At 64.1% G+C, this 20,015-nt stretch carries 18 protein-coding genes and 1 pseudogene; 8 read left to right on the top strand and 11 right to left on the bottom strand.

Annotated elements, in window-relative coordinates; translation table 11 throughout:
• Positions 1–21 precede the first annotated feature (21 nt).
• The 3 genes from ACE03M_RS01410 to ACE03M_RS01400 all read left to right on the top strand — a co-directional run bounded on the left by ACE03M_RS01410 (position 22) and on the right by ACE03M_RS01400 (position 4,154).
• Positions 22–885 (top strand): ribokinase, encoded by an 864-nt coding sequence (locus ACE03M_RS01410; RefSeq protein ID WP_485932337.1) that lies wholly within the window; start codon positions 22–24, stop codon positions 883–885.
• The gene (locus tag ACE03M_RS01405) at positions 882–1,781 is read left to right on the top strand and encodes a dihydrodipicolinate synthase family protein (protein WP_485932336.1); all 900 of its coding nucleotides are present in this window, start codon (positions 882–884) and stop codon (positions 1,779–1,781) included. Before ACE03M_RS01410 ends, ACE03M_RS01405 begins: the two co-directional genes overlap by 4 nt.
• Positions 1,782–1,922: 141 nt before the next feature.
• A complete protein-coding gene (locus ACE03M_RS01400) occupies positions 1,923–4,154 on the top strand; it encodes a choice-of-anchor I family protein (protein ID WP_485932335.1) in 2,232 nt (743 codons plus the stop codon).
• A 34-nt stretch (positions 4,155–4,188) separates the two neighbouring features.
• On the opposite strand, the gene ACE03M_RS01395 is transcribed toward ACE03M_RS01400, so the two are convergent.
• From ACE03M_RS01395 to ACE03M_RS01360, 8 genes and pseudogenes are all read right to left on the bottom strand, one after another.
• Positions 4,189–5,007 carry a siderophore-interacting protein gene (locus ACE03M_RS01395; RefSeq protein WP_485932333.1) on the bottom strand — a complete coding sequence of 273 codons (819 nt, stop codon included), beginning with the start codon at positions 5,005–5,007 and terminating at the stop codon, positions 4,189–4,191.
• 125 nt (positions 5,008–5,132) lie between these two features.
• Positions 5,133–6,452, bottom strand: coding sequence for a glutaminase (locus ACE03M_RS01390; RefSeq protein WP_143922395.1), 1,320 nt, complete (start codon positions 6,450–6,452; stop codon positions 5,133–5,135).
• A gap of 400 nt (positions 6,453–6,852) precedes the next feature.
• Positions 6,853–7,212 (bottom strand): antitoxin, encoded by a 360-nt coding sequence (locus tag ACE03M_RS01385; RefSeq protein ID WP_143922396.1) that lies wholly within the window; start codon positions 7,210–7,212, stop codon positions 6,853–6,855.
• A 45-nt stretch (positions 7,213–7,257) separates the two neighbouring features.
• The gene (locus ACE03M_RS01380) at positions 7,258–8,556 is read right to left on the bottom strand and encodes a M20 family metallo-hydrolase (protein WP_485932332.1); all 1,299 of its coding nucleotides are present in this window, start codon (positions 8,554–8,556) and stop codon (positions 7,258–7,260) included.
• A 44-nt stretch (positions 8,557–8,600) separates the two neighbouring features.
• The gene (gene nhaA / locus ACE03M_RS01375) at positions 8,601–9,890 is read right to left on the bottom strand and encodes a Na+/H+ antiporter NhaA (RefSeq protein ID WP_143922398.1); all 1,290 of its coding nucleotides are present in this window, start codon (positions 9,888–9,890) and stop codon (positions 8,601–8,603) included.
• A gap of 114 nt (positions 9,891–10,004) precedes the next feature.
• Positions 10,005–10,154 carry a hypothetical protein gene (locus ACE03M_RS01370; protein ID WP_186293043.1) on the bottom strand — a complete coding sequence of 50 codons (150 nt, stop codon included), beginning with the start codon at positions 10,152–10,154 and terminating at the stop codon, positions 10,005–10,007.
• A gap of 71 nt (positions 10,155–10,225) precedes the next feature.
• On the bottom strand, positions 10,226–10,954 hold the full coding sequence (locus ACE03M_RS01365) for an LmeA family phospholipid-binding protein (RefSeq protein WP_485932330.1): 729 nt from the start codon (positions 10,952–10,954) through the stop codon (positions 10,226–10,228).
• Positions 10,955–11,003: 49 nt separating this feature from the next.
• Positions 11,004–11,132 (bottom strand): annotated as a pseudogene (locus ACE03M_RS01360) (LUD domain-containing protein); the annotation flags it as partial.
• A 215-nt stretch (positions 11,133–11,347) separates the two neighbouring features.
• Here ACE03M_RS01360 and ACE03M_RS01355 point away from each other — a divergent pair.
• Positions 11,348–11,569: a hypothetical protein gene (locus ACE03M_RS01355; protein WP_485932328.1), complete on the top strand. Its 222-nt coding sequence runs from the start codon at positions 11,348–11,350 to the stop codon at positions 11,567–11,569.
• Positions 11,570–11,606: 37 nt separating this feature from the next.
• On the top strand, positions 11,607–12,527 hold the full coding sequence (locus ACE03M_RS01350) for an SCO6745 family protein (RefSeq protein ID WP_485932327.1): 921 nt from the start codon (positions 11,607–11,609) through the stop codon (positions 12,525–12,527).
• An 8-nt stretch (positions 12,528–12,535) separates the two neighbouring features.
• Here the strand turns inward: ACE03M_RS01350 and ACE03M_RS01345 are convergent, their stop codons facing one another.
• Genes ACE03M_RS01345 through orn form a run of 3 tightly spaced genes read right to left on the bottom strand, consistent with a single transcriptional unit; the run spans position 12,536 to position 15,275 of the window.
• Positions 12,536–14,227: a SulP family inorganic anion transporter gene (locus ACE03M_RS01345; protein WP_485932325.1), complete on the bottom strand. Its 1,692-nt coding sequence runs from the start codon at positions 14,225–14,227 to the stop codon at positions 12,536–12,538.
• Positions 14,224–14,613, bottom strand: coding sequence for an ArsR/SmtB family transcription factor (locus tag ACE03M_RS01340; RefSeq protein WP_143922403.1), 390 nt, complete (start codon positions 14,611–14,613; stop codon positions 14,224–14,226). The genes ACE03M_RS01345 and ACE03M_RS01340 overlap by 4 nt, the downstream gene beginning before the upstream one ends.
• A gap of 56 nt (positions 14,614–14,669) precedes the next feature.
• Positions 14,670–15,275: an oligoribonuclease gene (gene orn, locus ACE03M_RS01335; protein ID WP_143922404.1), complete on the bottom strand. Its 606-nt coding sequence runs from the start codon at positions 15,273–15,275 to the stop codon at positions 14,670–14,672.
• Between the two features lie 169 nt (positions 15,276–15,444).
• Between orn and ACE03M_RS01330 the strand changes: the two genes are divergently transcribed.
• The 3 genes from ACE03M_RS01330 to ACE03M_RS01320 all read left to right on the top strand — a co-directional run bounded on the left by ACE03M_RS01330 (position 15,445) and on the right by ACE03M_RS01320 (position 19,955).
• The gene (locus tag ACE03M_RS01330; RefSeq protein WP_485932322.1) at positions 15,445–17,064 is read left to right on the top strand and encodes a hypothetical protein; all 1,620 of its coding nucleotides are present in this window, start codon (positions 15,445–15,447) and stop codon (positions 17,062–17,064) included.
• 171 nt (positions 17,065–17,235) lie between these two features.
• Complete coding sequence (locus ACE03M_RS01325; RefSeq protein WP_485932608.1) at positions 17,236–18,180, top strand: tetratricopeptide repeat protein; 945 nt, start codon at positions 17,236–17,238, stop codon at positions 18,178–18,180.
• Positions 18,181–18,233: 53 nt separating this feature from the next.
• A complete protein-coding gene (locus tag ACE03M_RS01320) occupies positions 18,234–19,955 on the top strand; it encodes a hypothetical protein (protein ID WP_485932320.1) in 1,722 nt (573 codons plus the stop codon).
• Positions 19,956–20,015: the final 60 nt, after the last annotated feature.

Here is a 20,015-nt window from a genome sequence, read left to right as displayed (position 1 = left end):
ACTTGAGTGATGGACGACCACATGAGCATTGACCTTGATCTCACCGTCGTCGGCAGCATCAACGCCGATATCACCGCGCTCACGCACCGCCTGCCCGAAGCAGGTGAGACAATCGGCGGTGGGCGCCTCATCCACAGTCCAGGAGGAAAGGGCGCCAACCAGGCTGCGGCCGCGGCACGGCTGGGTGCACGGACGAGGATGGTCGGCGCCGTCGGCTCCGACGCCTCGGGCACGGCGATGAGATCGGCACTGCAGGGCGCCGGCGTCGGGATCAAAGACGTTGCCGTCGTCGATTCGGAGACCGGAACCGCTCTCATCATGGTTGATGCGCACGGCGAGAATCGGATCGCGGTCTGCGAAGGCGCGAACGCGCACGTGAGCATCGCCGGTCGCAGCTTCCCGGCGCAGGAGACTGTGCTCACTCAGCTCGAGATCTCCCTTGACTTGATAACAGAATTGTCACATTCCGTCGAAGGACGGTTCGTCGTCAACGCAGCCCCGGCACTGCCCCTGCCTGCCGAGGTCATCGAGCGGGCCGATCTCATCATCGTCAATGAAACTGAATACGACCTGCTCCCGCAGCTGCGCGAGGCGCGGCTCGTGGCCATCACCTATGGTGCGAAGGGGTCTGCTCTGTTCGAACGTGGTCGGCAGGTTGCCTTCGCGAACGCTCTGCCGCGCCGTCCGATCAGCACCGTCGGTGCCGGAGACGCCTTCTGTGCGGCACTGACGATCGCGCTGGCCTCGGGGCATTCCCTCGACCGAGCGCTGGCGGTGGCCAACGCTGTCGGTGCCGACGCCGTCATGGACCCTGCGGCCCAACCAGAATTTCACCCGCTCGAGCACTACCTGCCATCGACGACATCCACGGAGACTGAGACATGACCTTGTTCACGGGCCTGAGCGCCTTCCCCCTCACGCCGATCCGCGACGAGGAGATCGACGAGGCTGCCTACGCGGGGCTGATCCAGCGTCTCGTCACGGCCGGTGTCGATTCGATCACTGCCCTGGGATCGACCGGGTCATACGCCTACCTCACCGCTGAAGAACGTGCTCGAGTCGCCCGGATGACCGTCGAGCATGCCGCCGGGATCCCCGTGTTCGTGGGCATCGGCGCCCTGCGCACGCGCGAGGTCATGGCCAATGTCCGCTCGGCGGAAGCCGCTGGTGCCCAGGGGCTCCTGCTCGCCCCCGTCAGCTACCAGCAGCTGAGCACCGACGATGTGTTCGAGCTCTTCCGGGCTGTCACCTCGGCGACCGATCTTCCCATCGTCGTCTACGACAATCCGGGCACCACGCACTTCACGTTCACCCTTGATCTCTACGCACGGCTGGCCGAACTTGAAGGCGTGGACTCGATCAAGATTCCAGGACAGGCGATGTCGCCACCGGACTTCAGCGCACATGTCGAGCGGATCCGTGCCGCGACCGGCAACCAGGTGACGATCGGGATCTCCGGCGACGCGTTCGGCGCTGCCGGCCTCAACGCCGGCTGCGATGCCTGGTACACGGCAGTCGGCGGGACCCTGCCGACTCCGATGCTCGCGATCACACGAGCCGCCCAGAACGGCGAAGCAGACCGGGCGTCGGAGCTCTCCGCCGAACTCCAACCGCTGTGGGACCTCTTCTCCGAATTCAGCGGCAGCCTCCGAGTCACAGCCGCGATCGCCGAACATCTGGGGTTGGTCGCCCCGCACTCCCTGCCGCTGCCGATCCTCGGTCTCACCGATGCCCAGAAGAGGAAGGTCGCCGAGGTGGTCGCGACCCTCAATCTCGACTGACCGGTCCTACGCGGGTTCCTCCGGAGCAGGACAGTTCATCCGGAATCCACCCGGAGTTCGAGACAGAGACAGGCCGTGTGCCTATATATGAGTGGTTGCGGGCAGTTTCGCCCTCTCGATCACCTCGACTCCGGAGAACCGATGACGCATCCGTCCACTTCGCGCTCAATCACGGCCGCACTGACTGCCCTGCTGCTGACCACAGGCCTGAGCACGGCCGCGACGGTGATCGGCTTCGGAGAGGCGTCGGCGGCAGAGGTGGCGGCAGAGGTGGCGGAACCGATCAGCCATTCCGCTCCGGATGCGAGCCTGGATCTCGGGTTCCTCGGCTCTCATGAGACCGGTCAGTTCGACGAGTCCGCCGCGGAGATCACCGCTGTTCACGGCGACACCGCATTCACCGTCAATGCTGAGGCCGCGACAGTCGACATCATCGACATCTCGGATCCGCGGAAACCTGAGAAGACAGGTGCCCTCGCCGGCTCCGGCGTCGCGAACTCCATCGCCGTCCGCGATGACGGACTCGGCGTCATCGCGCTTGAGAACGAGGACAAGACCGCACCGGGATCACTGATGTTCTTCGACGCCACCACCACCTCGGCGACGGTGCTGGGAACCGTCCCTGTCGGATCGCTGCCGGACATGGTGGCGCTGACCCCCGACGGTGCGCACGCGCTCGTGGCCAACGAAGGGGAGCCGTCCGAAGACTTCGCCACGGATCCGGAAGGATCCGTGGCCGTGGTCGACCTGCCCGCCGAGGTGGCCGCACCGAAGGAATCGGACGTGCACACCGCTGACTTCCACGACTTCGAAGAAGGCGGTTCGAAGACGCTGCACGACGACGTTCGCGTGTTCGGGCCCAAGCCGCACGAGGATCTGCCTATCTCTCGCAATCTCGAACCCGAATACATCACCGTCGCAGGCGACAAGGCCTACGCGACCCTGCAGGAGGCGAACGCGATCGCCGTTGTCGACATCGCCACCGCCGAGGTCACCGACGTTCTTCCGCTGGGCGTCAAAGATCATGGGCAGGCAGGGAACGGGCTCGACGCCTCCGACCGCGACCCAGAGGACGCGCCGGAGACGAACATCGCAGAGCACCCGGGGCTGAAGGGCGCCTACATGCCCGACACGATCTCTTCATTCTCATCCGGAGGCACCGACTACCTGGTCACCGCCAATGAAGGAGACTCACGGGAATGGGGCGACTTCGTCGACGCGGCCAGGGTCAAGGACCTCGGCGAGGACGGACTGGCACCCGTGTGCGAGAACTCTCCGCTGGCTGGCCAGCTCGGTGACGAGGCCCTGGGCAGGCTCAACATCATCACCGACCTGGGGCTGGACGAGAGCGGTGACTGCTACGAGGAACTCTACGCATTCGGCACCCGCTCCTTCTCCGTGTGGACGACCGATGGCGCACTCGTGGCCGACTCGGGCGACAGCTTCGAACAGCTGACCGCCGAGGCGATTCCCGACTTCTTCAACTCCAACCACTCGGAGTCGAATCGCGAGGGACGCAGCGATGACAAGGGCCCAGAGCCTGAGGCTCTGACCGTCGGTGAGGTGGGGGAGACCACCTACGCTTTCGTCGGCTTCGAACGGGTAGGTGGAATCGCGGCCTTCGACCTCAGCGACCCCTCGAACCCGAAATTCGTCACCTACTTCAACAACCGTGACTTCTCGGTCTCCGTCGAAGACGAGATCGAGGACGCCTCCGATCCCGAAGCCCTGCTCTCCAGGGCCGGCGACCTTGGTCCGGAAGGAATTGCCTTTCTGGGTGCTGATGAGTCTCCGACAGGCGAAGCTGCCCTCGTCGTCGGCAACGAAGTCTCAGGCACCACCAGCCTGTACTCTGTCGCCGATCTCAACGGCGACGGCGCGGGTGCCGATTCCGATGACTCGGCGGATGCAGGTGCTTCGGCCGGCTCCGATGCTTCGGTGGATTCTGACAACGAGGTGGACACCGACGGTGCAGCAGACTCCGCTGGTGCAGCCGAAGATGCCGCTGCGGACTCCGAGACGGGAGCCGACGCGAACTCGGGCTCATCCTCGAAAGGCTCGGGTTCGTCTGCGGCGAACGCCTCGGCATCATCCGACGCTTCTGCTTCATCCGACGCTTCGAACTCGGCGGCGAAGGGCGACGCAGGCTTCTCCGATGGAACAGACGCGGCTGACGACAACGCGGGCTCGCTCCCGCGCACCGGTGCTGATCTGGGCCAGTACCTCATTCTGGGAGGTATCGCGCTGGCTCTCATCGGCTTCGGCGTCCTAGCCGTCTTCTTCACACGTCGCCGCGGCCAGCGCCGCGAAGGCGAGCGAACCAGTCCGGCACGGTCAATCGCCGAGGACCTCGGCTCAGCCGGTTGGGACTGAGCGCTGAGGCGACGTCAGTCGAGCTGACGCTGTGTCAGTCGATCTTGCCGATGGGTTCGCGCTTCTCGGCCTGGAACTGGTCCTCGGCGCGACCGCGTGCCCAATAGGCTGAGATCGACAGCGCTTCGCGTGGCACCGCGTGCTCCTTGAAGACTGTCCGGATCGTTTTGATCGTCTCTCGTTCACCGTGGGCGAAGACCTGCGGAGTTCCCTCGGGCCAGTCGAGGTCGCGAACGGCGGCGATCAGTTCGTCGTCATCGTCGACCCAGACCACGGTGACTCCAGCCGGTGCTTCGGGCAGCAGTCGGTCGGCCTCGTCTGTGACAGCGGCGATGACGATGCCTCTCGCCTCGGGGTCCATGGCCTCGAGGGCGGCGCTGACGGCAGGGATCGCAGTGTGGTCGGCGACGAGCAGATGCCACGGGGCGTCAGGATTCGGCTGGTACTTGCCTCCTGCGCCGACCATGACGATGGTGTCGCCTGTCTGCGCGGTCTTGGCCCAGGGGCCCGCAACGCCCTCATCGCCGTGGATGACGAAGTCCACGGATAGCCATTTCTCGTCTTCGCAGATCTCACGCACTGTGTAGGTGCGGTTGCGGGGGAGCTTCTCTGGGGAGTTCTCCCGCAGGTCCGTCAGATCATACGGCGGTATCAGCCCGTGTGTGGGATCGGCGAACATGAGTTTGACGTATTTGTCCGTCGACTCATTGCTCGAGATCGCGTCGAAGCCGTCACCGCCGACCTTGATCCGAATCAGGTTCGGAGTGATCCTTGTCACCTCCTGCACCGTCATGACGGCCTGTGGGCGGGGTGGTCGAGCTGAGCGGTCGGGCGTGCTTGGGGTGGTCGACATCGAGAGACTTCCTGGGATGTATCAGAGCTTGGCTGTTCGGGTGGGTCGCCGGCGATGGCCGCCGACGTCACCGACACAAAGAGTGTAGTTAGCCTCACCTTAGCAAATGGCCGTGTCTGACCGGATCAGACGGCTCTCTGAGACCAGTCCTCACGCAGCCGACGCAGGCCCTTGAGTGCCTTGGGGGAGTCGATGTATTCGACCTCTGGCAGAGACGAGCTCGGACTCTTGCAGAGGAGCATGTCTTCGGGATCCATGAGCGCTATTCGCTTTCCATCCTCCTCGAGCCGACTCATCGCCTCGGTGAGCATGCGCCTGGCCACCCCATTGATCTCATTGACCCGGCGCAGGTCGAGGACGAAGGCCTCGACATTGGATTCGGGGGCGTCCATTGTGCGGATGACGTTTTCGGCACCGCTCCACTGGATGAGGCCCTGCAGGCTGCAGATGCGCACCATGACGCCCTGAGAATCCACGAAGCGCCTGTCACGGCGAATGATGGAGCGGGCAGGCTCGGGGGCGTCCATGATGTGAAGACTCAGCTCGCGCGAGAGAGTCCTGAAGATGTTGGCTCCGCGAACGCTCGTCCCGTGCTTGTCCAAGCGCGGAGAGAAGGTGGCGATGCCGACCTGTCCGGGCAGGACCCCGAAGACTCCGCCGGAGACTCCGGACTTGGCGGGTACACCGACCTCTGTCATCCAGTCACCGGCGGCGTCGTACATGCCACACGACATCATGACGCCGAGCACCTGACGGTTCACGCGAGGCGAGAGCACCTGCTTGCCGGTGATCGGATTGAGTCCGCCCGCAGCCAGAGTGGCGGCCATGATTCCCAGATCTTTGGTGGTGATGAGGATCGAGCACTGGGCGATATACCCCTGGACCACCTCGTCGGGCTGGTCAGTGTAGACACCATATGACCGGAGCATATTGGCGATCGCGACATTGCGGTAGGCCTCACCCCATTCGCCTTCAGCCACCGAATCGTCGACGCGCAGCTGGCGGCCGGCGAACTCGGACAGTCCGGCCCGCACGATTTCAATCCGTTCGGCCAGTGAGGTTCCCGGTTCGCCCAGGAGCGAATGGATGACCATGGCACCGGCGTTGATCATCGGGTTGAGCGGTTTGCCGGACATCTTGTCCAGAGAGAGTTCGTTGAAGGCCTCTCCGCTGGGTTCGACACCGACCATGTCGAGGACTGCGGCCAGCCCTTCCTGCTCGATCGCCAAGCCGTAGATGAAGGGCTTCGACATCGACTGGATTGAGAACTCGAACTCCGAATCCCCGGAGGTGTATTCGACCCCGTCGAGTGTGGAGATGCAGATGCCCAGCTTCTCGGAGTCGGCCGAGGCCAGGTCCGGAATGTAGTCCGCGTTCGCACCAGACCGGTCTGACCTGTGACGATCGAGCGTCTCGTCCAAGAAGTCAGGGATAGGGGATCGCATTGCACCTCCTGCAGTGTGATGAAGATCGGGGGATGAGATTCGGCTGAGTGTATTGCGGGCCGCCGATGCCCGAGTGCTATTCTCACACACCCCGTGCTGGTGGGGAGTCCAACGCGGGACAGCGCAGGCCCACCACCCGCATCCCCGATATTCCACAGGATCGGGCCAGCTGTCCGAGGTGCTTCGTGCTGCCACAGGTCGTGGAGTTCTCAGCGCAGGAGCTGGGCACGAAATCCATTCCGTCGGCTGCTCGACCACCTGGGCAGCAGTCGGTTCCTCACAGGCGAAGACAGATCTCGGAGGAGTGGCTGTCTGCTTCTGCTTCCGACCCTTGGTGCCAGCGGATATGGACGACGCCGGCCTCTTCGAACCGAGGACCGATTCTGCGAGAAGGGAATCCTCAGGGGCGAGTTTCTCCCTCGTCGTTGCGACGATTCACATCGGGTCGGTGTTCGCCGGAGGGACGCTGCTCGTCAGTGGGGCGCTGGTTGTCACCAGGGCGCTGATCGCCAGCCGGGCGCTGGCCATCGGACTGGTTGTTCTCCGACTTGCCATCGCTGCCGACTGCACGATCGGCGGCGTCTCGGGCCTTCTGTATCTTGTCGGTGTGCTTGCCCTTGGTCAGGGACTCGGCGACTCCTGCGGCCTTGTCGAGAATCGAATCAGTGGCCTTCTCTCCTTTTTCGGAGTTGAGCTTTTCGCGAATCTTCGGGTCATTGGCCAGGTTCTTGGCCTTGTTGATGAACTTGTCGAATGGCATGATGTGGCCCTTCTCAGCAGACGGTCGTGTCACCACCGATCTTAGTCACACTGACTGTGCTCCACCTGACCGCACAGCCCCACCGGACGCTGCGGGCCCGCCTGCAGGTGCAGCCCCGTCGAGGCGCAGCACAGTCTCGAGCAGGACCTCGATTCCGGGCAGGATGTCATCGAGTTCGGTGAATTCCTCGGGACAGTGGCTGCGGCCATCTTGTGAGGGAACGAAGATCATTCCCACCTGTGTCTTGGCGGCGATGATTCCCGCGTCGTGGCCGGCACCGGAGAACATTGTGGCCCTGGAATGACCAAGGTCATCGGCCACCTCGGCGATGGTCGAAGTGATCGGTTCGTGCAGGGGCACGGGCGCATCGTCCGTCGTCCATTCCATCTCCACACGCACACCGCGCTTGTCAGCATTCTCCCCGGCAGCATCGGTGAGCCTGCGCTGTGCCTCATGCAGCCAAGAACCGTCGGGGCCGCGGAACTCTCCCTCGACGCTGGCATTGGCCGAAACGACGTTCACGGCTTCCGGAGTGAACTGGATCTGACCACTCGTGCCGCGGGTGTTCGTCCCTGACTCAGCGATCGATTCGACGGCGAGCACCGTGCCGGCAGCGGCACACCCTGCGTCGGCACGGACATCCATCGGGGTCGTGCCTGCATGGTCCTGGCGGCCGGTGAAGAGCGCCTTGAAGTGGTTGATGCCGGTGATCGTCTCAACGACGCCGATCTGTTTGCCGAGCCGTTCCAGCTCAGGTCCCTGCTCGATGTGGAGTTCGAGGAAGGCGGTGACCTTCGAGAAGTCGTAGCGCGCGTCTAAGAAGGCTTCCGGGTCGATGCCGGAGTCCGGCATAGCAGCGGCGAGGCTGCGGCCGGTGGTGTCGGTGGCGGCCAGGGTGTTGCGGTCGACGAGTCCAGTCATCGCCCGGGAGCCGACGCAGAAGAAGCCGAAGTCGTTGGGCTCTTCGTTGAAGAAAACCACGATGACGAGGTCATGGTCGAGGCGAACATTGTTCTCCCGCAGCAGCCGCACGACCTCGATGGCACCGAGGACACCGGTGATCCCATCGAAGCGGCCGCCGCCGTCAACGGTGTCGGTGTGGGATCCGAGCATGATCTCCTGCCCGCCGAGGCGACCGGGAAGAACCCCGATCACGTTTCCTGCCCCGTCGACTCGGGTCGCCAGCCCTGCCTGCTTCATCAGGGTGCGGGCATAGTCGCGTCCGGCGATGTCGAACTCGCTCAGCGCCCGCCTCGTCCAACCCGGACGCTCGGAATCGACGAGGGTTGCGAGTCGGGCGAGTTCTGAGCCGAAACGTTCGCCTACGGGGGTGATCGTGCTCATCGTTGAGCCTTTCTGGTGGTGCCGTCAGTGGTGGTGTGCGGTCCTCAGAGGTGGTCCACACTCAGGGTAGCGCCCTCAGCCTTGCGGTATCGAGAGTTCCGGCTGCCCAAGATCAGAGTGGCCAACACTGCGGCGATGACTGAAGCGCTGAGGACTGCGACCTTCGCATAGTCGTGTTCGGGGGAGCCGGGGATGAAGCTGAGTTCGGCGACGAGGAGGGAGACCGTGAACCCGATTCCGGCGAGCAGACCGACACCGGCCAGATCCGGCCACCTCAGACTCGGGTCCACGCCCGCCGAGGTGAATCTGGTGACCAGCCACGCCGATGCCAGGATCCCCACCGGTTTGCCGACGACCAGGGCCGCGATGATCGCAAAGGTCAACGGCTGGGAGAACGCAGTGGCCAGGCCCTCGAGTCCGCCCACAGCCACACCCGCGGCGAAGAATGCGAACACGGGCACCGCGAATCCCGCGGACAGTGGCCGCAGGCGGTGTTCGAGCACCTCGGCGAGGTTCGGGCGGTCGTCGTCATCGGCCTGCCGATCCTGACCACTGCGTCGGCGGCTGGCCAGGGCGGGGATCATGAACCCGAGCAGCACACCGGCAATCGTCGCATGGACACCGGAGGCGTGCATGAGCGCCCAGGCGATGAGCCCGAGGGGCAGCAGAATCACCCACGCAGCCCGGGCTCGGTCGACGAAGAACGTTCTGAAGCGGGCGGCGATGAGACCGTAGACGACGATGACCGCTACAGATGCCAGGAGTGGAACGACAGAGATGGTCTCGGTGTAGAAGACGGCGATGATGCCGATAGCCAGCAGGTCATCGACGGCGGCGAGGGTGAGGAGGAAGATGCGCAGAGCCTTGGGCAGGTGGGAGCCGATGATCGCGAGGATCGCGACAGCGAATGCGATGTCCGTGGCCGTGGGAATCGCCCATCCGCGCAGCGTCTCCGGGTGGGAGATCAGGAGAACCGTGTAGATCAGGGCAGGGACGATGACGCCGCCGGCTGCGGCGGTGATCGGGACGACGGCCGTGCGGAATCTGCGCAGATCTCCGTGGGTGAATTCGGTCTTCAGCTCCACCCCGACGAGGAAGAAGAAGATCGCGAGCAGGCCGTCGGCAGCCCAGGTTCCCAGGCTCAGCTGCAGGTGCCAGGCGGCGGGGCCGACCTCGACGTCTCTGAGAGCGAAGTATGAGTCCGCGAGGGGAGAGTTCGCCCAGATGAGGGCCACGACGGCGGCGATGACGAGGAGTCCGCCGCCGACGGTGTCCCTGCGCAGAGAAGCGAATAGGCGCAAGCTGGTGCCAGGTGCTGGAGATGGTGAAGTCACAGTGAATCCATTTCGTTGCCGGAAGATGTGTTTCTCCGGCCCGAATATGTGCGGGTGATCTGTCAGAGCGGTCAGTGATCGAGCGCCGAGGCGGTCGTGCTCATGGCGGTCTGCTCAGAAAGTGGGCCGGAGTCGTTCACCGGCCGGAAATGGAGCTGTCCCCGACAGCATCATGCCCCACGAAGTGATATAGCCGTTGGTGCCCGGGTGTCCCAGGACCCACACCTTCGGTGTGAATACGGCGCCGAGCATTGTGGGAGTCATCACCGTCAGTCTATGCGAAAACAGGTTGCTCTCGCACATTCATCCATGGCCTGCCTCGAGTCGTCCCCGCCTCATTTCACTGAGACGCCGGTGCCGTGGAGGCTGATCTCCAGACCGGCATCAGTGGTCTCGATGTCAGTGAGCTCAAGGCCGACGGGCAGGAAATCGAGGTCGATGACGATGTCTGAGATCGACGAGGTCAGAAACGAAGGGAGCGAGTCGATGTCGACCTCGGCTGATCCGAGTCTGATCGACGTGGCGTTGACCACAGCCCGTCGTGACTCAGCCTTCGATTCGATGCCGATGAGCAGATCCTGTCCGAGCAGCGAGCCTTGGAGGTAGAGCCCGCTGTCGACCGTGGTGAATGCCATGCCCTCGGGCAGCGAGGCGTGTTCGGTGGCCAGCGAGTCGATCGTCGACAACGGAATCACCGCGCTCGCCTCAACCGTGCCGATCGGGCGTGAGGTATCGACGGGAACGTCGAAGAGCTTGGCATCGACGTCGGTGAAGTCGACGTTCTCGTACTGCGCCCGATCAGCAGTGACATGAACGGTGTCGAGAGTCCCCCCGGCCATCTGCGTCAGCACGGGGAAGCCCTCGACGTTCACATCGGCATCGCCGTAGGGCTCGAGAGAGGCGGCGATCTTCTGTTCGGTGGTGAAGTCGACCACCCGATCCGCCGCGATGAAGCCGACGAGGAGGGTGGCCACGACGATGACCGCGGTGACGATGAGCGTCGTCCGGCGAGTTCTCCGTCGAGGTGGTTCGTGCGGGTACTCCAGAGTTCGGGCCGTCGTCATGGACCCCATTCTCCCGGACAGCGATGGCCTGTGTCGTGCGGGGACCGACTCACGTATCGACTATTGCCACGACGAGGGTGCGCGGACCGTGGCCGCCTTCGACACGTTTGAGTTCGATGTCGCTCGTCGCCGAGGGCCCGGAGATGAATGTCAGAGCCGCATCCGGAGTCAGACGTGCCGAGGGTGCGACGGCGACGTCCCATTCTGTGCTCGAGAAGGCGCGGGCGTGGGCGGCGATCACGGGTTCGGCTTGGGCAAACTTTCCCGAGTTGATGTGCATCTGACCTCCAATCGGGACCAGGAGCCGGATCGGTCATCGTCTCCGAACCTGCAGTGGGCCTGTCGCGGGCACTGAGGCTTCGCGTCTCGGCCCGACATATCGGCCCGGCAGACGTGCTGACGACGCGCGTCGTCCTCGAATCCGATGCGGTCGCCAGCGCCGCGAAGGCCATCGCCCAAGACGACCGGTCCTGGGTGCAGACCGAACTCACGAGGCAACACGCCGGTCTCCTCGAGGGCATTCTCGCCGGCGATGCCGACCGGGCCCGGCGCGAATGCGCGGCCCACATCCACTGGTTCGCCACGACCACAGGCATCGACGCAGCTGATCGCTGACCGCAAGATACGACCACCTGACCTTAGGATTGGCACCATGAACTCGCAGCGCACGAAGAACATCAGGACCGTCTCCTCCCGCCTCAACTCATTCCACTCGGCCATGTACTTCTCCGAGACCGTGGGCCGGGAATATGCCAAGCACGGACTCGAACCCGGGGTCGAAGGGAATCTGGTGGCACGATCTGCCCCGATGGGTCGTGTGAACGCCGGCGTCATCAGCGCCGCCTACTACAACTACTCACATTCCTATCTCTCAACCCAGTTCCCGAAACTGTGGGACAAGGTCTCTCCCGAGACCATGGTGCAGGTGCGCTTCGATGCAGTGTCAGCCTTCATGGCCGAGCTCTTCGACGCTCGCGAGGACATCGCACTGCTCACCGAGGCGGCCACGGAGCTGGCCACGGCCATGGCCCCGGTGCTGGCGAACATGGATTTCTCGGGCCGGGCACTGGCCCAGGCTACGACAGACGCACTGGCCGCCCATCAGCCGAAGACCGCATTCGAGCAGCTGTGGAACGTGGCCACCATCGCCAGGGAATTCCGCGGCGACGGTCACGTCGCCGCGCTCGTGACTGCGGGTGTTCCAGGCATCGACGCACTTATGCTCGACGTTGCCACAGGTGCCTCCTTCAAACCGCGTGCGGCGCAGAAGACCCGCGGGTACACCGATGAGGAATGGAAGGCTGCGCAGGCGCGCCTGGCCGAAGCCGGTCTCCTCACCGTCGGTGAAGACGAACGCGGCTTCGACCTGCCTGCCATCACCGATGCAGGACGTGACCTGAAGGAACAGGTCGAGCAGCTCACCGACGGCACCGTGGCCGCCGCCTGGTCAGCATTGACCGACGAGGAGATCGAGGCACTCGTGTCTCCCAGCCGCAGTCTGATCAAGGTGCTGGCGCAGTCAGGAGCCTTCCCATCCTCGGTCTTCGCCCAGCCGGCGAAGAAGACCAGCTGAGGCGCGCCTCAGCTTCGAGCCGATGCCCGCTCCACATGTGAGCGGGCATGCTCGATCGCACTGGGCAGATCATCGAAGAGATGCCTCTTGTCCCTGAGTGCACGAAGGACCCCGACGTGCCGGAACAGATCGACGTGGGAGTCCTTGACTCCCTTGATGAGCACCGTGATCCCGCGGCGTTCGAAGGCGTGCACAACCTCGGCGAGGATGCGGGCGCCGGAGGCATCGACGAGTTCGAGCTGGGACATCCGCAGAATCACCACCACGTTTCCGTCCAGCTCCATGACTTCGTCGAAGATGCGGTCGGATGAGGCGAAGAACAGGGGCCCGTCGAAGCGCACGATCGAGATCGAGTCATCGCCGGGATGTGCGGAGGCTCCGGCGGAGACCTCTTCGATCGTGACTCCGGTCGTCCGGGAGAGGTTGCGCAGAGCAAAAGCGGCTGCCACGGCCATTCCGATTCCGACGGCGACGATGAGGTCGAAGGAGATCGTGATCAGCGCGGTGACGATGAAGCCGACGGCATCTGAGCGCGTTGAGCGCATGATGGCTCGGACCGTAGTCAGGTGAACCATCCTCACGGCGGTGACGAAGAGGACGCCGCCCAGAGCTGCGAGGGGAATCTGCCCCACCGGCGCGGCTGCGGCGAGGACGATGGCGAGCAGGACGAGGGCGTGCACGATCGATGCCAGCCTGGTGCGACCACCGGCACGGATATTGACAGAGGTGCGGGCGATCGCACCGGTGGCGGGCATGCCGCCGAAGAGTGAAGAGCCGATGGACGCGATTCCCTGTCCGACGAGCTCCCGGTCGGGACGGCAGGCACCGGAGGCCGACATCGAGGAGGCCACCCGGGCGGAGAGCAGCGATTCGATGGCGGCCAGCGCGGCGATCGTTCCCGCAGCAGGCAGCAGCCCGCCGATGGCGCCGAGGTCGATGTCGGGAATGCTGGGCAGCGGCAACGAGCGTGGAATCTCTCCGATGGTCGCGAGGGGGTTGGAAAGGAGTGCGGCAAGGACCGTGACGATGATGATGCCGACGAGCGATCCGGGGATCGAGGGATGGATCTTCGGCGCGATGACCATGCATGCGACGACGATCGCGACCGCCGTCAGCGAGTAGGGCAGATAGGACCAGTCGGCCTCGCCGATGAGCTGACCTGCCGCGACAAGTGCATTCGTGCTGTGCTCACCAGGCTGCGCATCGGTCGCCGTCGTGACGAACGGGATCTGCTGCAAGAAGATGATGGCCGCGATTCCCAGGGTGAATCCCTCGATCACGGGCCAGGGAATGAAGGAGACCGCACGTCCCAGACGCAGCAGTCCCGCGGCGACGACGATGATCCCGGCGATGAGTGTCACCGCCACCACAGCCTCGGGGCCCTGGGTGGCGACGATGGGCACGAGCACGATGGCCATGGCGCCGGTCGGTCCCGAGATCTGGACATGTGAACCGCCGAAGACCGCAGCCAGGAGGCCTGCCACGATCGCCGTGATCAGGCCCTGCTCCGCGGTGAGTCCTGAGCTCACACCGAAGCCGAGCGCCAGCGGAAGTGCGACGATGCCGACGGTGACGCCGGCGACGAGGTCCTTCGGCCACGACCGGCGGGTCTCGCTGTAGTCAGAGACGCTGGGCAGCAGTGAGCGTGCCCGTCTCAGGCCGCTGAGTACGGCCGCCGAGGCGGTGGGGGATGAGCTCATGAAGCAGACTCGCTAGCGGACGCGGGGCCGCCTGGAATCTGCGGCAGCGTCTGGGCCTCGGCCAGACGCCCCTCGTCGTCTTCGAGCATCGACAGCAGCAGTGACCGGGCCACGGAGAGCAGCTCGGCGGTGCGTCGGTCGGCCAGACGGTAGTAGACATGACTGGCCCGCCGCTCGGATTCGACCAGGCGGTGTCGGCGCAGAACGGCGAGGTGCTGGGACAGGTGGGAGGCTTCGAGCTCGGTCTCGGACTGCAGGTCGGTGACACTGACCTCCGGAGCACCGGCGAGGAGTTCGAGGATCCGAATCCGATAGGGGTGGGCCAACCCTTTGAACAGGTTCGCCTTGACCTCGTAGAGAGGGCGCTGCAGGTGACTTAGTGGCATGATGAAATCATCATTTCACATGATCGCCTGAAGTGGCGAATGGCTCTCAGGCTGATTCAGCGGGAGATGTGTGAGCCCACCTCGGCGGCGATGGACTTCGCCTCGTCCGATGTGGGTCCTTCGGCGGAGAAGACAGCCCGGCGGTAGTACTGGAGCTCCACGATCGAGTCGAGGATGTCGCCGAGTGCGCGATGGCCGCCATGCTTCTCCGGGGACTGGAAGTAGGCGCGGGGGAACCACTGCTTGCTCAGTTCCTTGATCGAGGACACGTCGATGATCCGGTAGTGGAGGTGATCGACGAGCTCGGGCATCTGCTTCGTGAGGAAGACCTTGTCGGTGCCCACTGAGTTGCCGCCCAGCGGTGCCTTGCCCGACTCCGGGACGTGCTTCTTGATGTACTCGAGCACCTGGGTCTGCGCCTCGGCGACCGTCGTGCCGGCATCGAGTTCGGTGATGAGTCCGGAGCTCGTGTGCATCTGAGTGACGAAGTCGTTCATGTTCTCCAGCGCCGCTGCGGAGGGCCTGATGACGATGTCGATGCCCTCGTCGAGGGGGGTGAGGTCGAAGTCGGTGACGACAGCCGCCACTTCGATGAGCTCGTCCCTGACTTCGTCGAGGCCGGTCATTTCACAGTCGATCCACACAATTTTGTCGTTGCTCACCAGTCCAGCTTAAGGCAGAGTGGCGGCTCTGAGCATTTCGTCTGGCTGTGCGCACCGACACACGCTGAGTACACGCACAAAACCAATGCGCGCGCAGTGACTTAAACTTGGACTGTCCCACGAGTGAACGTGGGGCCAGAAGACACTTTGTTGAGGGAAGGGTTCGTACGTGCGCTACACACTTGCTGTGATTCTCATGGTGGTGGGTGTCGTTGTCGGAGGCCTCGGTATTCTGCAGAAGACCCTGTGGGCGCCGGACGACCAGATCACCGCGACCACAGAGATCGATGCAGACACACCGGCCGTCGTCATCGACCCCGGCATGCTCAATCTCTACGAAACCCCCGCAACACTCGAAGTCAAGGGCTCGGGGGATCTCACGATCGCTCAGGCACCGGCCGAGAACGTCGAGGCCTGGGTGGGCGACTCGGCTTCGGCGCATGTGACCGGTCTGGCACCCGAGGGCAAACTGACGGTGAAGGCCCAGGACGGCAAGGCCAAGGTGCCCAACCCGGCTGGGGCGGATCTCTGGACCTCCGAAGTCACCGGAACCGACTCCGTGACCCTTGATTGGACCGACGACGCGAACCGGACAGGCTTCCTCATCGCCGGCAGCGGTGAGCCGGGCGACGTCAAGACCGTCACCATCTCCTGGCCCAGCCATGCGGAGACTCCGTGGGCAATTCCGCTGATGATCATCGGAGGCGCGTTGTTCGTCGGCGGCCTCGTCGTCCTCTTCTTCAACCGCAACAGTGCGAAGAAGGAGAAGAACCGGCGCACGGCCCGTCAGGAGCGCCGTCGCAAGTTGGCAGAATACGGAACCGCATTCGCGATCGTTCCGGTTCTGGCTCTCAGCGCCTGCGGGCCCGAAGAGCTGCCCAAGCCTGAGCCTTCGGAAGCCCCGAGCTCTGCTGCAGCCGGAGTCAATGACGACCAGGCCAAACGGATCCTCGACTCCGTGGCCGACGACATCAAAGCCGCCGACAAGGGTACAGACAGCACCGAGCTGAAGAAGAGCGCTGCAGGGCCCGCCCTGCAGCAGCGCGAGGACGCCTACAAGGTGAAGAAGAAGGTCAAGGATCAGAAGCTGCCGCCGGCAGTGGCCAACGAGAAGGTCGTCGTCAACTACACCGCGGCCACCGACTCCTGGCCGCGCATGACCAGTCTCATCACCTCGGCGGGCAAAGACACCCAGCTGCTCGTCCTGACTCAGGAAGATCCACGCTCCGATTACAAGCTGTGGTCGCAGACCCAGCTGGTCCCGGGCACGGAACTGCCGGAGATCCCCGATGCCAGGCAGGGCTCGCAGCTCCTTGATCCCAAGGCCAAGGACTTCGCGATGACACCGGAGAAGGCTGTGTCCGACTACGCGAAGGCGCTGGGCTCGGGGAAGGACTCGAAGGAAGCGAAGAAGTTCGAGTCCGATGACTTCTCGAAGTCGATCTGGAAGAACCAGCAGGCGCAGAAGCAGAGCGCAGAAGACGGCAAGGCCGAGGTCAAGTACAAGTACACGCCTGGCAAGGAGATCGTCGCGCAGGGAACTGCAGGCGATGCCGCTGTCGTCACCGGAGTCATCGAGGCCGAGTCCACGATCTCTCCGGAATCCGTTGACGGACGCACCGGAACTCTGACGCTCTCGAGCCCACAGAAGGAGCTGACCGGATCCGACAGCACCCAGCAGCCGGTGACGACGAAGACGACTCAGGTCCTGACGTTCCTCGTTCCCAAGGACGGCAAGGCGCGCCTCATCGGCGGACTGGAGACTCTCAGCGGAGCCGAACTGGAATAGTCCGAACCAGAAGAATAGTCGCAGGCCCGGCGATGTTGATACGTTCTATGCTGGATGTCATCAGCTCCGCCCGAGTTTGAGAGGTCCCGACGAACGTCTGGACCGGAGAGCTCCCGACGCACGCGCACCGTAGAAATTCGCACTTCCCGTAACAAAGGAGACCACGTGTCAATGGATCCCTCGCAGGACAACACGCAGCCCAACCAAGGACTCGATCTGTCCGCGGTGCGCAGCAGAAACCTGCCACATGAGGAGCGGTCCGGTGGACAAGGACAGGCTGCCGGCGGACCTGCTGACCCGAATGCGGTTGCCGTGCCGGCGCTGACCTTCGACGTCGACGAGGCCAGCTTCACCGAGGTCGTCGCAATGTCGGATCGGGTTCCCGTCGTCATCGACCTGTGGGCGGACCGGAGCGAAGCGGCCAAGCAGCTCTCGCCGATCGTCCAGCGCGTCGTCGAATCCTTCGGCGGCCGGCTGGTCCTGGCCCGGGTCGACGTCGATGCCAATCCGCGACTGCAGCAGGCCTTCGGCGTCGAGTCGATCCCGAATATCATCGCCATCGTCAAAGGTCAGCCTGTCCCTCTGTTCCAGAGTGCACTGCCCGAGCAGCAGGTGAAGGCCTACTTCGATGAGCTGCTCAAGCTCGCCGGAGAGAACGGCGTCACCGGACACGCTGTCGTCGCCGGAGCCGAGCAGGAACCAGCAGGTCCTGCCCACCCGGAGGCCGAAGAGGCGCTGAGCCGGGGAGACTTCGACACCGCCGAATCCCTGTTCAAGACGGCTCTGGCCGCGTCACCGGCCGATGAGGAAGCGAAGTTCGGTCTGGCCAGAGCTGGACTCGGCCGCCGCCTCATCGACGCCGATCCGCAGCAGCTCATCGCCACCGCAGATGCGAACCCGAAGGACACCGAGGCGGCCAAGGCGGCTGCCGACGCAGAGATCGTCGGAGGCAACCCGAGCAGCGCCTTCAACCGACTGATCTCGCTGATCCGCGTCAGTGCGGGCGACGAGAAGGAAGCGCTGCGACTGCGAGTTCTCGAGCTCTTCGAAGTCCTGGGTGCGGATGATCCGGCCGTGACCAAGGCGCGCACAGCATTGATGAGGGCCTTGTTCTGATCCAGAGAATCCGTCTCACCACAGCCATACTGTTCGCGTTCGCAGCGGTGATCGTGGCAGTACTGGTCATCTCCGCGCTGTCCGTCGTCGGCACCGACGAGGTCACGGAGACCAAGGACTTCACGGTCAAGGACGGCGCCCACGCTGTCGTCCTCGACGAAGCGATCGTTCCCTATTCGGGCACCAACGTGACCGTTGAGGCCGCGAACGCCGACGGCAAGAAACTGTTCGTCGGCACGGCGAACGGCGTCGACACGGACAGCATCCTCGACGGGGTGGCGCAGGAGCAGATCAGCAACGTCGAGTTCCCCAACACCGTCGAGCACCGGTTCATCCCCGGTGACGCCGCTCCCGAAGCGACGCTCACCGACAGGGACTGGTGGACCAGCAAGGACACAGGAGAGAAGGTGGCGAAGACCTTCGACCTCGACGCTGACCCGCAGGTCCTGGTCATCGCCGCCGCGGACGAGGGCGAAAATCTTGATGGAACCACGGTCTCGCTGAAGATGCGAGTGGAGGGAGTCTTGGCTTTGAGCCTGGTCGGAATCGCCCTGGGCATCATCTTGGCCGGATTCGGCGCCTACTTCTTCCTACGCTGGTTCAACGGACGCATCCGGCCCGAGAAGAAGAGGTCGGTCGCCCGAAAGACTGGTCGCGGTCCAGGCCCCGGTGCCGGTCCAGGCCCCGGCGCTGGGACTGACCCCCACGCGCCCATGACGAATACCGGCAGGGTGCGGAGCTCTCGCCTCGTGAAGAACCCTGGCGGGGCGACGGCGCAGCCACCTCGGCGGGCGAACTCACGGGGCGGGCGGTCGCTGCGCATCGTCACAGCCGCGTCGCTGACTACCGGACTGGCATTGAGCGGATGCACCGCGCTGCCGGTGGCACAGCCCCACAGCCCTGACATCACGCCCTATGAGCGGGCGGCGATGCGCCCGGGTGAGGCCGGGGAGTTCATGACCGGCTACACCGAATCACTCGATGAGATCCTCAACGATGGAGGCAACGACCTCGAAAAGATTCAGGGCGAGCCCCTGATCGATCGGACCCGCGCGCAGATGCAGATCGCGAAGAAGGCGAAGCAGAAGCTGCGGGCACCGAACTTCAGCGAGGTCGTCGCCGGCAGCCCGAGCTTCACCGAGTACCCGATGTGGTTCTACGCATTCGGCACCACAAAAGGGGATGCGAAGCTCACGCAGGTCCAGTTGGCCACCCGAGAATCCGCCTCGACCGAGCCGATCGTGCGCACTGCCTCCTACATCCCGAGCGATCAGATGCCGACGCTGATGGCCGACGGGAACGGGGCCGTCAAGCCCGGCCCAGAGGAATTCGACAAGGAGATGACGACGACCGCGGACCAGGTCTCGAAATTCCTCGTCGACGGCAAGGCCGACGCCGCGGATGCCGATGGGCTCAAAGAAGGCGGGTTCAAGGACTTCAGGGGCTACCTGGGTGACCTGCGGGGCAAGGACTCGGGGTTCGACAAGGTCGATATCTCCTGCAAGCCGTATGAGAAGCTCGACTTCACCTCGATGACCCTGAGCACCGAGCACGGCGCCATCGGAATGGGCGAGGTCCGCTGCACCCTGACGATCGAGGTCCCTGACGACTATTCGGTCGACCTTGGCGACACCATCGAAGCGGTGAAGACCAACGACAAGGATGGAAACACCGTCAAGGTCGACACCGCCCACCCGTATGTGCTTATGAAGACCGGCGATGAGCTGAGCGCCGTGGCCACCGACTGGAACGTGCTGTCCTCACGCATCGAGTGACCGCAGGCCTCTTCACGCAGCGAGTGACAGAACTTGGTCAGGCCCCACCGAGGTGGGGCC

This window comes from Brevibacterium sp. AGC70, assembly GCF_057334195.1.
This window is presented reverse-complemented; position numbering and strand designations above follow the sequence as displayed.